Genomic DNA, 14,933 nt, shown 5'->3' with positions numbered 1-14,933 from the left:
TCAAGGCGAGCTGTCAGCGTGTTCGAAAACCCAGCCAATCATTCCAAAAGCAAAATAATCGCCAAGGTCAGTAAGCCGACACTGAGCGCCTTTACACCACCGAGTAACCAATGGGTCTGCGAAACCCGACTGAGAAAAAAGCCCAGCAAAAACATTAACCCCAACCCAACACTTATCGAAAGCACAAGAGGTGAGTAGGCCATGCCGGGCTGATGCACGAACACGGGTATCAGAATTATCAGCGCAATGACCAAAGGCGATAAGCCGTTCACGGCGCCCACCAGCCAGGGCACCCATCGTGCCGCTCGGCCATGAGCGGAATCTTTCAGGCTTTTCCCCATCGCCTGCTCAGTTTCGGCTAAGGCCTTCTGACTTTCGGCGGCTTCACTGATATAGGCCGCACTGAGTCCACTCATAAACAACGCAATGGCGGCGCCAAGGCAGGCGCTGATAACAATGTGCAGATCTTCGGTGTGGCTCATGTAAAACCCACCCAGAATCCCGAGCATCGTCAGTGCGCCATCAAACCCGTTAACGACAAAATAGCGGCGAATCAGACCATCGCTTTGGGAGATCTCCAAAGCCTGCTGCAGCGCTCGCCAAGTCATCATCTCAGGCATCACCCACCGATGAGTCATCAGTAGTGTTCTCAACCTGGACTTCATCGATACTGTGCAGCGAACCACCTAACTCGTTAATGGCATCTTCGATCTCATCGAGGGGAATATCAGAACCGACAATTTCAAGCTGGATCGTATGGGTATGCTCATCCATTTCAACTACCATGAGGTTCACGACGAGCCCGGGTTTAACTTCGGCCAGCCGGGTGGCAAAGGCATACGAGTTGGGTTGATGAGGCTTTAACACATCGAGCACCAGTCGGGTCAGTTTTATCATGGCGTTATTCTCCTCTACCAGATCATGCCCTGAAAACTCAGGACAAACTGAATCTCGCACATCAGAAGTTTAGCAAACAGGCCCGAGGCAATGGGATTAAACCGAGGTGTTTACGGTACTCAAATCAATGTTAAGGAGACTAGCGAGCATCGAAGCTGCTGGATCACAGCGCTCTAAACACTGCCCTCGGTTTCAACCACCAAAATCCGAGCTTCGCCCTTCGGGTGAGCCACATGCTCGGTACCCACCGATGCGTAGAAAATATCGCCGACTTCTAACGTTACCGAACGCTCAATACCCTGCTCTTTGTAGAACATATCGACCACGCCATCGAGCACGACAAAGACTTCCTGGCCATCATTGACGTGCCAGCGATAAGGCTCTTTTGTCCAATGCAGTCGCGTGGTAATCCCGTTCATGTTTGCGATTTCTTTCGCGCCCCAGGAACGCTCAGCGGTAAAGTCTTTTGCTCGAATGATGTCCATGAAAGTCCTTGTTGGGTTGGCTGCGGGCTGCGGGCTGCGGGCTGCGGGCTGCGGGCTGCGGGCTGCGGGCTGCGGGCTGCGGGCTGCGGGCTGCGGGCTGCGGGCTGCGGGCTGCGGGCTGCGGGCTGCGGGCTGCGGGCTGCGGGCTGCGGGCTGCGGGCTGCGGGCTGCAAGTCAGTATCGTCAGTGACAGTTGGGTCGCCGTCAAGTGCCGTTGTTTATTTAGCGCTTGGTATTTTGGGCTTAACGATAGGCTATCGGCCATCCGGTTGGGTCCAGTGTGTCGAGGGGTTGTGGCTCAGCGTCAGCGGCCCAGCGAGCTCTGAACGATCCGTCGGCATCGAACAGTTCGGTTTGTTTATCGATATTAAAGTGCCGACCACCGCGACTGTCCGTACCCACGCCAGCGATGTATTGCCAGTTCCCCCAGTTGGACGCCACGTCATAATCCACCAGACAATACTCAAACCAGGCGGCACCATATCGCCAATCTAAGGCCAGTTCGTTAACCAGTGCGCTGGCGGCAATCTGTCGCCCACGGTTGGAGAGATAGCCGGTCTCTTTTAACTGTCGCATGCAAGCATTCACTATCGCCCAGGGCGTGTTGCCTTCGCGCCAATTGCGAAAACGGTCGCTGTAAAAGCTGGTCAGCGGCTTGTGCTCACTCAAGCCCTGGAAATGAAACAGCTTAGTGCCAATGGATTGGGCCAACCATTGAAAATACTCGCGCCAAAGCAGCTCGACAAACAGCCAATGCGTTCCGTCACTCGCGCCGTGCTGTTGATCGTATTCATCCAGTTTCTGTTTCAGTCGTCGGGCTGAAAGGTTTCCCGCGTTTAACCAGGGGGACATCTTCGACGAACTGTCCCAGTCGTCAATGGCATTGCGATCGCGCTTGTAGGTTTGCGGGTAATCTGAAGCCAGGTAACAGTCGAGATGTCGGAGGGCTTCGCTCTCGCCACCATCAAACATCGAGTGTGAGGCGCGAGCATTCGGCAGCCAATCGGGTAAAGTCAGTTGGCTGATCTGTTGGGTTATTGTGTTTGGCAATTGAGGCATGGCCGTCACAGCGGGTACCACCCATCGTTCTGCCAGACGTCGAAATGCCGAGAAAGACATGGGCCAGGAACGGCTCAGACCGGCAACCTGGTCGTCTTCGAACAGGGTTGCAGCATCGGCCTGGCACCACTCCGTTTCCGGGAACTGGCTTTCCAGCCAACGCCACTGTCTAAGTTCATCGGTGCCAGGCGAACGCGCACGTACCACGCGATTAATATCATAGCGTTCAACGAGCCGACCGATCTCCACCTCGGCCTGACCATAGACCACCAGTAGCCGCTGACCATGCAATTGCAGGCGTTGATTCAGTTCACTGAGGCTCAGTTGCAGAAAAACCCATCGGTGCGGCCCCATCTGCGGGTACTGGTATCGACGGGACTGAAACCACCCCTGTTCAACAACGAACACGCACAGCATTTCGTCAGCCTCAGCGGCCAATCGCAGTGCGGGGTTGTCATCCAGACGCTGATCCTGGGTAAACCACATCAATGATCGTTTCATTCACGCTGCCTCAGAGTTGCCGAGTTTGGTATGCCTTATACGGATCAACAGGAAGCTTAGGATTGCCAGCATACCTTGTCGAACAAGGAGAGTCAGTTCAGCAGCGTTGCGCGGTATTAAGCCTGACTTGTGCAAAGATTCCTTAGGTTTACCGCCGCTTAATTTACATAATTTAACAAACACGACAGCGAATCAGACATGAGAGTCTCGAAATGAATGATTTCACGACAAAACCATGACACATTTCGCAATACGTGAAGCAGTTTGCGGTTTAGATCACAATTTAACCGTATTCTCTCGCCGATTATTCTGAAAAATGGACACCTTCAGTGAAACTCCCGATTTTTGCCCTGGCTCCGCTTGCTGCGCTACTGACCCTTGGCGCTCAAGCACAAACCGTTACCGACCTCGATTCCGACTCCCTCACGCTGGAACAAACGATCGGCACACTGCTTGGCAGCAATCTGGACATTGAGACGTTTCAGTTCAGCGGCAAGCCCGTCCAACTGGGCGTGTTTTCGGATTTTGGCAACCTTTTCGATCCGACGTTCGAAACAGGTATTCTGTTAAGTACAGGCAAGGTGAAAGGAGTTGTTGCCAGCCCAAACAACGACGACGAAGCCACGACCCGGCTGTCCGACAGCCCGGTGGACGATGAAGACTTAGGCTCAGAGCTTTACGATCTGGCCAAACTGGAAATTGAATTCACCCCCCAGTTTGATGCCTTAACGCTGGACTTCATTTTTGGTTCCGAGGAGTACAACGAGTATGTTCACTCCCGGTACAATGATCGCCTGCAGATTCTGGTCAACGGCGAGAACTGTGCCCGCACGCCTGACGGACAACTGTTCAGCATCAACACGGTAAACGACTCGACTCAATACCCACCACTTTTCGGTGAACAGAAACCATCCGTAAACCCGGAGCTCTACATCAATAATGATCCGGGTTTGAGCGTTAATGACCATGGTCACCGAGAGTCACCTTCCAGTGCGGTTTATCCAACAGAAATGGACGGTTTCACCAGGTTGATTCGCTGCACCGCGACCGTCAACCCAGGCGAAGTGAATCACCTCATTATTGGACTGGCCGACCTCGGGGACAATCAACTCGATTCCTGGGCGTTTCTGCGCGCTGGCAGTCTACGTTCGTTGCCCGACAATGATGATCAACCGGATGCCGACCGCGACGGCATTCCAGACAGCATTGAAGCGCCCGATGGACAGCAGCCGGATACTGACGGAGACGGCATTGTTGATATGTACGATCTCGATTCGGATAACGACGGCATCCCGGATAGCGTGGAATACCAAGGCGACCAGTCGGTCGATCAAGACATGGACGGTCTGCGCGACCAACCAAACGCGCCACTGCTGACCCTCGCCCCGGTGGATACCGACAATGACGGCTGGCCGGACATTCACGACTACGACAGTGACAGCGACACGCTGACCGATCTGCAGGAATCATTGTCCAGCCTGCTCTCGCTGGCTGAAATCGACGCCAATAACGACGGTATTCTGGATGATCCGACCGACCGGGATCAGGATGGGTTGTTTGATGCTGTCGACCCGACTGTGCCCAACGGTACCGTTCCCGGTCAACCACATGAACTGCTCGATCTGGACAACGATGGCCTGTACAACTATCGAGACGTCGACAGCGACGGAGATCAGTTTAACGACAAACTGGAAAACGGTGATTTCGACAACGACGGTATTAACGACCGTCTGCAACCGGAGGAAGGCCTTAAGACGGCCGTGTCCGGCGTGGGCAGTTTTGAACCGGTACTGAGCCTGTTGTTACCACTGTTGCTGTTGTTGCGTCGTCGCAGGTAAGCATTCATGAAGTTACGAGCTCCTTTTTTGATGTCGTTGATCGGACTGACGTCCGTCCATACGTTTGCCCATGACAGCATCGCAGCGCAAATGGTCGTCGCCGATCCGGAACTGGTCTGGAAAGCTTGGGATGCCGAAGAAGATGGTCCATTGGAGACCGCTGACGCTCAGTTTAAATCAGGCTGGTATGTTGGTGGTGGCACCGGACTGACCGAAGTATCCCCCGAAGGCAGCTCCGGTGGTTTTTATGTTGAAGACGATCGGGACTGGGGGTACAAGGTTTTTGCAGGCTGGCGCTTCATGTCGCATTGGGGTGCAGAAATTTCTTACGTTTACACAGGAGAAGCCGGTCTCGGTAACGTTAATCCCGCGATTGCGGATGATATTGCCGATGCCACCATCCGGTATCAGATTCCGACCATGGCCGCGAGTTATTACTTGCGTGGAGCCGAACATCCGCTGGATGTCTTTGGCCGAGTCGGCTTATCCGCCATTACGAACTCCGTTTCTGATGATCGCATTCCTTATGAGAAACAGACACCGGTGCAACTGAATCTGGGCATTGGCGTGGAATGGCGAATTAATGAAACCTGGTTTGCCCGGGCGGCCTACGACGGCTTCGACAACGATGCCAGTATGCTGGCTATTTCCCTCGGGCGTTACTTTACCCGCCACCCCGACCATCGCGCGCTACCAGAACCCACGCCAATACCGGAACCGGCTGCACCTGAACCGATCACCCCTCCAGAGCCGGTATGTGCAGAGTTCAATGGCGCCATTGATGCCATTCAGTTCGCTGTTGACTCGGCGCAACTGAATGACACAAGCCGTGTACGTTTGCAGGAGGCGGCCAACACCCTTCGTCAGTTCCCGGACATCAACATCCAGATTGAAGCGCACACCGACAGTACGGCATCTGAAGCCTATAACCTGTCGCTGTCGGATCAGCGGGCGCAAGCTATTCGCGACTATCTGATTGAACTGGGCATCGACGAACAACGCCTGACGGCGACCGGTTATGGTGAATCTCAACCCCGTGCGAGCAACGAATCGGAAGAAGGTCGATCATTAAACCGACGCGTCGAGTTCCGGATGGAAGACACCAGTCCATGCTCGATGGAAACGGTCAACACAGAAGAGTCGAACAGCTAGCCGATTGTTGTCAGTCTGTGAGCTGAAACAACCGCTGCACATCGACTCCGAACACCAATACCCCCAACAACCGATTATCATGGAAACGGGGCAAACTGATTTGGACCTGAAACTGTTCCGTGGAGCGATCATAATACAAGGGGCTGATGTACGGTTGATGCGCTTCCAAAACAGAGATGACGATCGCCTCATCGCCCTGATAGTAATCAGATGTTAATTGACTGGTTGCCACCAACTGCCCGAACCGATCCGTCAACAGAATCTCAGTAATCAACCCACCCTCTTTTTCATTGAGTGCTTTGAGTTGCACGGACAGTGCATTATTTAACACCGCTTTCATCAGTGGCGTCTGCTGACCATTGTCGACTGACTGCTTCCAGTCTTCATCCAATTCAGCCAAATTTTCAGACACCGCATCAACCGACTGCAATCGATCCACTTCTCCCGCAAACGCTGAAAGATGACTCAATCGCGCCGTCAAGGCTTCCGAACGGCCCAGGGTTTCGGAATCGAGAATCATACCGACCGGTTCGCAGTCGAGCAGCGCTTCGTCTAACTCGCTGATCAGGTCACCTTTTGTCGAAGAAAACTCAGGAGAGAAATAAGCACTCAGAGTGGAGAAACGGTAAAACTCGGCTTCCAACTGATGATTCACCAAAGATTTATTGAGCAGTACCTTAGCCGAACCTGCATCCGCCAACACGTATTCGACCCGCCCGGCGATTAACGACTTGAGCGCCGCTTCCAGTGAATAAACCGAAAACAGGTTCCAGTATCCCTGTTCAGATAACCATCGGGATTGGTTTGACTCAACAACGACAGCGATGCTGTCTCCCAACTCAGGCTGACCACCACTTTGGCTGTACCAGAACCACTTTTCCAGAACCAATGGCACACTGCTTAGAAAACCGTTGTCACCAAACATACCGTCGTCGAGGCTGAACACAATGTCCAACTCATTGTTGCTCAAATCCATGAGTAATCGACGCCAAGGATAGAGGTTCATTTGCCATTCAGCACCGACATGGTCGAGTCCACAAGTCATTAACTCCGTCACCAGTCCGGTCAACCCCCCATCGGTAACCATCTGGTAAGGGGGGTCTTCATTGGTCCCTAATTGAATAACCTCGGCCAGCGTCACCCCCGAGGTTAAAAGCATCACCAACCAAAGGCGTGTTAGCATGTTAAAAACCTAACGACTGTGCGGCATTAGTCCACCAGTTTGAAGCGGGAAACACTGCTGTGCAACTCATTTGCCGCCTGTGAGACAATCTGAGCACGTTCCGAGTTCGATGACGCCAGTTCGAAACTGGTACTACCCAGGTCTGACAACCGAACCAGGTTTGTATTCACATCTTCAGCGACCTGACTTTGCTCCTCAGTAGAGGTGGCAATCTGCATCGCGGCACTTTCCACCCGCTGCGCAGCCTCGACAATCTGCTCCAATGAAGCCATCGTCGATTCGGTCTTTTCAACGGAGGCCGATACTGCCGTTAATCCGTTCTCAATCGCTTTTACCGTTCCCGCAACCCCTTTCTGTAACGACTCAATCATCTTCTGAATGTCATCGGTCGATGCCTGGGTTTTGCTGGCCAGCGTACGAACTTCATCGGCAACCACCGCAAACCCTCTACCCTGCTCACCGGCGCGTGCGGCTTCAATGGCGGCGTTCAGTGCAAGCAAATTGGTTTGTTCAGCAATGCCGCGAATAACGTCCAGAACCGACGCAATCTGATCCGAACTGGCTGATAAATCTTCAATAGAACTGGACGCTTCACGGACGACCGTCGATACCGTTTGAATCTGATTTACCGAATCAACCGTGACGCCTTTACCCTCTTCACAAAGAGAATTAACCTCGCCGATATCCGATGCCGTGGTTTGCGCGTATTGCGCCACTTCTTTGATCGCCACAGACATTTCGTTCACCGCCGTCACAATCATATCGATAGATTCTTGCTGTTCACGACTGGAAGCCTGTACTTTTTCAGCACTCACCCCCATTTCCCCGACATTCTCAGTCATCAGCGTAGAACGATCCGCAACACCTTTTATCAGATCGACCAGTCCATCGAACATCGTATCGATTTCATCGGCAAGGTCTTTAATTTCATCTTTACGCTGACTGCGAATTCGTCGGGTAAGATCCCCATCACCACCGTTTAACCCTTTCAGTTCAAACGTCAGTTTAGTAATCGCCGACGACATTTTACGCGGCGCGTAATAGCCAGCTCCAACCGTTAGAACAAAGGTAAACAATAAAAAAACTAAGACATTGGTGGATCGCCGCTCTGCCAAGGTGGTCACCTCAGCACCCATTTCCAAGCCACGAGCATCCGCCGCTTCGCCAGCCACATTATAAAATTCTCGAACCTGCTCGAACGCCTCGCTTGACGCTCCCTTGCTGAGAGCTTTCGCCTGCTCAAGGTTTCCTGAAGCAACAAGGTTAAAGACTTCTGTGCTGACGGACTTCCATTCATTGTATGCGTCATCAAACCCTTCGATCACCTGGATCACATCCGGGTGATCAATCAGAAAATCTCGGTAGGCGTACATGCGATCATAAGCCTGCTGAGCATTTTCTTTGTACGTAGAGAACAGGTCGCCAGCGCTTTCAGGTTCGAGCAATGTAATCAATACCGCTTCTCGTGCCTGATATAAATCTCGGTCCGCATTTAATACCGCAGAAATGGCCGGATTAAACTTTTGCGAAAACTCAACGTTCGCCTCGGACAGCGTACGAATGAGATTAAAACTGAACAAACCGCTGATCGCCATGATCGCGGCAATGACGATGAAACCGGTTGTGTATTTTGTTCTGATTGAGTTCAGGTTCATAGTGCCTCCAGAAACACGCCTACTTCGGTTTAGCAACCACGGACTGCATTACCGAAAACTAACCTTGTTATCGTCATCGTGCCCAAAAACCTGAGAACATCTGCGATAAAGGAAATCCGTGTCTTAAATGAAGACGTCACTTGTGTGATTGTCAACTTTTACCAGACGTTCAAATCCGCCCTGACAAAAAACGCCAACGAAACGCCAGTAAGCTATCTCTTTAGGGTTACCTAATCGCCATTTTTCCGGCATGGTACGACGCCAGCCAGTGAACAACCTGAGCAAAAAGAACCGTATGAAATTTTATAAAAGGAATGGCTAATCGTTTTCTGACGGCATGAGTTCAACACCGACTTTGAACAAACCAAAAACCGAAAAAAACGATGGCGAAAGACCGTTTGATTGAAACTTTTTCAGGAAGAGGCAGGAAAAATAACCAAAGGTGCGACGTTAACGCCGCACCTAAATGATGGAATCAGGCAAAACCTTCCGGTTGACCCAACATACCTCGAGTTACCAGTACTACACCTTTGTCAGTGACCCTAAATCCATTTTTTCGATCCTGTTCGCTGTCGTAGCCAATGACCGATCCGGCAGGCACATGACATCCGCGATCAATGATCGCGTTACGTATCCGACAGTTTTCTTCAATGCTTGCGCGCGGCAGAATCACGGTATTGTCGATTTCGCTGTAAGAATGCACGTGCACCTGTGAAAACAGAATCGAGCGGTTAATGTGCGCACCGGAAATGATACACCCACCGGAGACCATCGAATCGACAGCCATGCCCCGACGCTCGTCCGAGTTAAACACGAATTTAGCCGGCGGAAGTTGCGATTGTGCCGTCCAGATCGGCCAGTCGGGCCCGTACATATCCAACGAAGGCGTGGTCCGCACCAGTTCCATATTTGCTTCCCAGAACGAGTCGAGCGTGCCGACGTCACGCCAATAGGCACGAGCGCCGGTTTCCATATCCCGAAACGGATACGCCAGAATATGGTGCTCATCAACGACCCGCGGAATGACATCGTTACCGAAGTCCCGGGTTGAGTTCCGATCGGCGGCATCAATCTGCAGCTGCTCAAACAGGAACTCTGTATCAAAAACATAGTTACCCATGGAGGCCAAAGTCATCCCCGGCTGTCCGGGAATCTCTGAGGGCTGTGCGGGCTTTTCTTCAAAACCGATGATCCGGTTGTTCTCATCGACCTTCATTACCCCGAAAGCGCCGGCGGCTTCTTCGGTGGGCACTTCTAAACAGGAGACGGTCATTTTGGCGCCGCTTTCAACATGGGCCACCAGCATCGGGCCGTAGTCCATTTTATAGATGTGATCCCCCGAGAGAATCATCACATATTTAGGCATCTCCGCATGAATGATATCGAGGTTCTGATAAATGGCATCGGCGGTGCCCAGATACCAGTCTTCCGAATACCGTTGCGAGGCCGGCATGATTTCAACAAACTCTCCGAGCTCTCGCCGGAAGTGGCCCCAGCCTGACATCAGGTGCCGAACCAGAGAATGTGCCTTGTACTGCGTCAGCACGCCAATCCGCCGAATGCCGGAGTTGACACAGTTCGACAGCGGAAAGTCGATAATCCGGTATTTGCCACCAAAATACAGTGCGGGTTTCGCCCGCCAGTTGGTCAGTTCGTGAAGTCGTGAGCCTTTTCCGCCTGCCAGCACCAAGGCAAAGGTATCTTTGGTGATCCGGCTGACGTATCGAGGGTTTTTGTAATCCATATGGCGTCCTGCTAACTGCGTGAATTAAGGTCTGCTTTTGTTATTTCTTTTGGCCCTTCGCAGACTATAGGCAGCATGTCCAGCCACTGACAAGAGAAAAGTCAGATTGTTCTGACATGCCGCACATTCGCCTGGCGCCAACAAACCACCCGCTCACAATCTGATACCGAAGCGATCAGTCTGGCATACTTCTTGGAACACGAGTGACACACCCTCGGAGATTTGGTTGACAGATGAAAGGCATTGGTGCGGTATGCTACTTTCTGATCGCGTCGTCGGTAGCGTTGTTGCTGGTCACCCTGATTGCCAGTCAGGGCATCGACCTGCTGCACATTTCTTCGGAACATCGTTTTGATTTTGAACTGCAGATTGCCCTATCGTTTCTCCATTCGCTGATCACCATTGGCAGTGCCGTTGCCATGCTCAATGGTTATTTATCCGGACGGCGGCTCTGGAGCGCGTGGGCAGTGACTTATCTATTGCTGAACATGTGGCAGTTTCACTCAGCCTCCCCGCTCTTTCCGGCCATTCTGATTCTGTTACTGATTAATTTCGTGCTGTACGGAAAACCGGCTCAGGTTTACTTTCAGGAACAGGCGGCGTTGCGCGCCGGTAAGACCGGACGACGCGTGGATCAGTCGTATAACATTTTTGACTCTGACGAATAACCTGCACCAGAATAGCCGTGGCGCACCAAAAAAGAGCACGCAATTTCATCTAAACGCGCCAATTTGGCACAGTAAACGAGGCTACTCATGCGCCCGATCATCGGTATCACACTCGATCAAGAACCGGCCGGCGGTTACGCCCATACGCCCTGGTATGCCCTGCGGGAAAACTATGCCGATGCCATTCATGATGCCGGCGCTATCGCTTTGGCATTGCCCGCCCATCTCGACTCAGTGGAACGCTATTTATCGGTTTGCGATGGTCTGCTCATTACCGGCGGAGGCTTTGACATTGACCCGGCACTCTATGGTGCTAACAACACCCACCCGAGTGTTCAGTTAAAACCGCAACGAACCGCTTTCGAAATGGCATTGGTCCAGGGGGCACTGAGAGACGACAAGCCGGTGCTGGGTATCTGCGGTGGCGAACAGCTGATTGCCGTCGTGTTGGGTGCCAGCCTGATTCAGGACATCCCGGAAAGCCATCCTCAGGCGCTGGAGCATAGCCCTTCCGGATCGCTCCAGAACCCCAATGGGTATCAGCAGGCCCATTCCGTTCAAATAATGCCGGGGACACGGCTGCACCAAATTTGCCAGGCGGATGAGTTTGGCGTGAACAGCTCACATCATCAATCGGTCAGCACCGAGCGCTTTCCGGAAACACTGAAAATCAACGCGGTCGCCCCGGACGGCGTGATTGAAGGCATCGAGTCCTGCGGACACCGCTTTTGTCTGGGTGTGCAATGGCATCCAGAGTTCCAGCGCATCGAGGCCGATCAACGTCTGTTTCAAGCCTTCATTGCTGCCTGCCAGACGCCGAACCAGCGCTGAAGGGCCGATAAAGCCTCGCTTTACAAAATGATACTCAAAATGAATCAAGCTTTTCCGGGAACGGGTCGATACCCCTTTTGTATCGTTACGTCCAAGGAAAGCTCATGCGTATTGTCAGCAGCGATGTCACCAGCCAGGCGGCCCAACAGCGAACTACCGAACGGCAACAGGTGCGCCAGGAACAGATATCGACGCTCACCCGGGAAGAAACTCAGCAAATGCTGGATCAGGGAGCGGATATTTTGGATGCACAGCAGCAAACACTGTTACAGCGAAGCCGATCAGCCGATCGGGAAGCGAGTGTCACACTCGAACTGACCACCAAACACAGTGACCAGCTTGGCGTACAAACCGCATCGTTGGTCTCTCAAGCCGACGGCACCACGCTCAGTCACCTTGGTCAATCACTTCTCAGTACCGTCAGCGAACATACCCTGCAGGGTGACTTTACAATCAGACGAGCGGGACCGTCCGGCACGCTCGGTGAGTCAGCGGACGTCACCTATGTTGACATCACAACCATCGAAAAAGTGACGACTGAAAACGCCATTCAGATGAACACACAAGGCACTGTCACGACCGCCGACGGACGTGAAATCAACTTCCTGATGCAACTCGATTTCAACCGTTTAACCGAGCGCGAGCAGGTCAACCGGTTTGTTGGCGATGTCGATCTGATCGATCCTCTGGCCATCAATCTGAACGGTGAGAGCGTTCAACTCAGTGATGAAGTGTTCGACTTCGATCTGAATGCCGATGGCACGATGGACCGCATTGCCAAGACGTCGTCCGGTTCCGGCTATCTGGTGTTTGATCGCAATGGGAACGGCATCATTGATGACGGCACTGAGATGTTCGGTCCTTCCAGCGGCTATGGTTATCAGGAGCTGGCCGAGCTTGATGATGACGGCAACGGTTGGATTGATGAAGGCGATGCCGCCTTCCAGAAGCTGGGATTCTGGCAGTTCGATGATCAGGGGCAGTCGAGTATTCGCTCGCTCTCCGACGTTGGGCTCGGGGCTTTATCCCTGAGCAGAGCCTCGACCGAGTACAACCTGTTGAGCGATGACGGTGAACTGATGGCACAGGTGAAAAACAGCGGAGCCGCTCTGATGGAAGACGGTGCCGTAGCGGTCATGCAAGAGCTGAATCTGCGTAACTTTGTGACTCACACCGAGCTGGGCTTCATCGATGACGATGGCGTCGAACTCACCCGCATGAACCCGCTGGGCTTTTTTCAGGCGTCAACGGATGAACGCATCCAAAACCGTAACGATCAGACCCGCGTCCGAATCGAGGGAAACAACCTGCTGGCAATGGCGGGCCAAGAACGGCCATTGCAGCGTCGTAACGAGGAGAATGCGCCCGATTTTACCGTTGCCATGCAAGGTGAAATCGAGACACAGACGGAACGCACAATCGAGCGTTCGGTGCAGCAGTTCAGCTCGGACACTCAACAACTGATTGTTCAGCGAATGCAGGCAAAACTCGATGTCAGCACCCGCGTTAATGTGCAGGAAACGCACTATGTCTGGACACCCGACGCCGCAGAACATCGTTTTCTGGATAACCTGCCCGACGGATGGAACTTTGATCAAACCAGTGAAGACCCGCTGTTAACGCGCCTGAAACAGTTGGTGGAAGACCTGAAAGACATTCAGCAGCAACAACAGGCGTCGCTGGAAAAACTTGATATCTATCGCCAGATCGGGCAGTTCAGTCACTAACACCAACTCTGTTGTGCCATTCGATAGAAATTGCCGCCCATCACCGCCGAGATAGCCTCGGCGGTGTAGCCACGAGCGACCATTTCGCCTACGACCTGACCTAACTGGGATGGGTGCAACACATCAATGGCCTGCAGGCCGGAAAAATATCCGGCTGACTTTGGCCACCAGTAGCCACGGTCTAATCCGGGTGGGTTATCATCAACCTCAGACGGATACATGTAATCGAGCCCGATACCGACGTGCTCAATCCCGACGCGGTCGACGACATAATCGATCTGGTCGACCAGTAACGCCGGAGTCACCAGCGCCTGACCGTAAAATCGGTTCACCCCGCTGATGCCGATAACGCCGCCCGTCCGGGCACTGGCCTGCATGAGATCATCGGAGATACACCGCCCGAACGAAAAGATACCGGCGGCATTGGTATGGCTGAAGCTGACCGGTTTTGTTGAGCAGGCCATCACGTCGAGCGCACTGCGTTCACCCATGTGAGAACAATCCATGATCATGCCCGCGTCATTGATTGCGCTGACGACTTCTCGGCCCAGCGGTGTGAGCCCACTATCCTTGTCGTGACAACCGCCGGCAACAGAATTATTGCGGTTGTACGCCAGATGAATCTGACGAACGCCCAGTCGATAAAAACTGTCCACAGACTCCGGACGATCCTGCAGCATCATCGAGCCTTCCAGATCGAAGCTGACCGCCAACCGGCCGGTTGCCTGAGCGCGATCGACATCCGCCAGCGACTCGGCAAACAAAAAATCCTGATTGCGCCGTTCAATGACGTTCCGGAAACAGGCAATGATCCGCAGAATGTCGGCGACCGGATTAAAGTCCATACCAACATTCACCGAGACAACATCCACCCCGGCATCGCGGTGTTGCAGCAGCGCGGTCACATCGGTGTCATGCAGCAGCGGCAGACAGGCGTGTGCATCCCAAACCAGATGTTTTTCGATCATATTTTCGTCTCACTCATCCAGCACCCGCCCAATTCGCGGTCGAACTTTTAAAATGACAGGCTGTCGGATTAATCCAGATCTCTCCGGTCAGAATCCGCTTCCAGTTCTTTTATTTTCTTTTCAAGGTGCGCCACCTTGTTGAAGGCGACGAGCCCGAAGACAAAGCCCATGGTGCCCAGCGACATCCCCATGACGCCAAAAACCAATCCAATACTGTCCATCATC

Annotated in this window: 14 protein-coding genes; 5 read left to right on the top strand and 9 right to left on the bottom strand. The window is 52.9% G+C overall.

The features are described from left to right. Positions 1–38: 38 nt before the first annotated feature. The 4 genes from MED297_RS13230 to MED297_RS13210 form a co-directional block, all read right to left on the bottom strand. Positions 39–611 carry a VIT1/CCC1 transporter family protein gene (locus MED297_RS13230; protein WP_040557363.1) on the bottom strand — a complete coding sequence of 191 codons (573 nt, stop codon included), beginning with the start codon at positions 609–611 and terminating at the stop codon, positions 39–41. A 1-nt stretch (position 612) separates the two neighbouring features. Beyond that, on the bottom strand, positions 613–897 hold the full coding sequence (locus tag MED297_RS13225) for a DUF211 domain-containing protein (protein ID WP_008045702.1): 285 nt from the start codon (positions 895–897) through the stop codon (positions 613–615). 173 nt (positions 898–1,070) lie between these two features. Beyond that, the gene (locus tag MED297_RS13220) at positions 1,071–1,382 is read right to left on the bottom strand and encodes a cupin domain-containing protein (protein WP_008045701.1); all 312 of its coding nucleotides are present in this window, start codon (positions 1,380–1,382) and stop codon (positions 1,071–1,073) included. A gap of 243 nt (positions 1,383–1,625) precedes the next feature. After that, positions 1,626–2,942 carry a DASH family cryptochrome gene (locus tag MED297_RS13210; RefSeq protein WP_040557229.1) on the bottom strand — a complete coding sequence of 439 codons (1,317 nt, stop codon included), beginning with the start codon at positions 2,940–2,942 and terminating at the stop codon, positions 1,626–1,628. 329 nt (positions 2,943–3,271) lie between these two features. Here MED297_RS13210 and MED297_RS13205 point away from each other — a divergent pair, with 329 nt between their 5' ends. Both MED297_RS13205 and MED297_RS13200 read left to right on the top strand, forming a co-directional pair. Beyond that, positions 3,272–4,780, top strand: a complete 1,509-nt coding sequence (locus MED297_RS13205; RefSeq protein WP_008045698.1) for a choice-of-anchor L domain-containing protein — start codon at positions 3,272–3,274, stop codon at positions 4,778–4,780. 6 nt (positions 4,781–4,786) lie between these two features. Then, on the top strand, positions 4,787–5,932 hold the full coding sequence (locus MED297_RS13200) for an OmpA family protein (RefSeq protein ID WP_040557228.1): 1,146 nt from the start codon (positions 4,787–4,789) through the stop codon (positions 5,930–5,932). Positions 5,933–5,942: 10 nt separating this feature from the next. On the opposite strand, the gene MED297_RS13195 is transcribed toward MED297_RS13200, so the two are convergent. The 3 genes from MED297_RS13195 to glgC all read right to left on the bottom strand — a co-directional run bounded on the left by MED297_RS13195 (position 5,943) and on the right by glgC (position 10,514). Further along, positions 5,943–7,115: a transporter substrate-binding domain-containing protein gene (locus MED297_RS13195; RefSeq protein WP_040557227.1), complete on the bottom strand. Its 1,173-nt coding sequence runs from the start codon at positions 7,113–7,115 to the stop codon at positions 5,943–5,945. 26 nt (positions 7,116–7,141) lie between these two features. Further along, positions 7,142–8,770: a methyl-accepting chemotaxis protein gene (locus MED297_RS13190; RefSeq protein ID WP_008045691.1), complete on the bottom strand. Its 1,629-nt coding sequence runs from the start codon at positions 8,768–8,770 to the stop codon at positions 7,142–7,144. A 475-nt stretch (positions 8,771–9,245) separates the two neighbouring features. Beyond that, a complete protein-coding gene (gene glgC / locus MED297_RS13185; RefSeq protein WP_008045688.1) occupies positions 9,246–10,514 on the bottom strand; it encodes a glucose-1-phosphate adenylyltransferase in 1,269 nt (422 codons plus the stop codon). Positions 10,515–10,747: 233 nt separating this feature from the next. On the opposite strand from glgC, the gene MED297_RS13180 reads away from it, so the two are divergent. From MED297_RS13180 to MED297_RS21385, 3 genes are all read left to right on the top strand, one after another. Further along, the gene (locus MED297_RS13180; protein ID WP_008045686.1) at positions 10,748–11,182 is read left to right on the top strand and encodes a hypothetical protein; all 435 of its coding nucleotides are present in this window, start codon (positions 10,748–10,750) and stop codon (positions 11,180–11,182) included. Between the two features lie 87 nt (positions 11,183–11,269). Continuing rightward, the gene (locus MED297_RS13175; RefSeq protein ID WP_008045683.1) at positions 11,270–12,013 is read left to right on the top strand and encodes a gamma-glutamyl-gamma-aminobutyrate hydrolase family protein; all 744 of its coding nucleotides are present in this window, start codon (positions 11,270–11,272) and stop codon (positions 12,011–12,013) included. 104 nt (positions 12,014–12,117) lie between these two features. Beyond that, positions 12,118–13,740 carry a BAR domain-containing protein gene (locus tag MED297_RS21385; RefSeq protein WP_008045682.1) on the top strand — a complete coding sequence of 541 codons (1,623 nt, stop codon included), beginning with the start codon at positions 12,118–12,120 and terminating at the stop codon, positions 13,738–13,740. Here MED297_RS21385 and MED297_RS13165 read toward each other — a convergent pair. Together MED297_RS13165 and MED297_RS22450 are read right to left on the bottom strand one after the other, a co-directional pair. After that, positions 13,737–14,708 carry a dipeptidase gene (locus MED297_RS13165; RefSeq protein WP_008045679.1) on the bottom strand — a complete coding sequence of 324 codons (972 nt, stop codon included), beginning with the start codon at positions 14,706–14,708 and terminating at the stop codon, positions 13,737–13,739. The two genes, MED297_RS21385 and MED297_RS13165, sit on opposite strands and share 4 nt — an antisense overlap. Positions 14,709–14,776: 68 nt before the next feature. Next, positions 14,777–14,932, bottom strand: coding sequence for a hypothetical protein (locus MED297_RS22450; RefSeq protein ID WP_008045677.1), 156 nt, complete (start codon positions 14,930–14,932; stop codon positions 14,777–14,779). Between the last annotated feature and the right edge of the window lies 1 nt (position 14,933).

The organism is Reinekea blandensis MED297 (genome assembly GCF_000153185.1).
Classification (GTDB): domain Bacteria; phylum Pseudomonadota; class Gammaproteobacteria; order Pseudomonadales; family Natronospirillaceae; genus Reinekea; species Reinekea blandensis.
The sequence above is the reverse complement of the archived record's forward strand: the minus strand, read 5'-3'. Positions and strand labels throughout refer to the sequence as shown.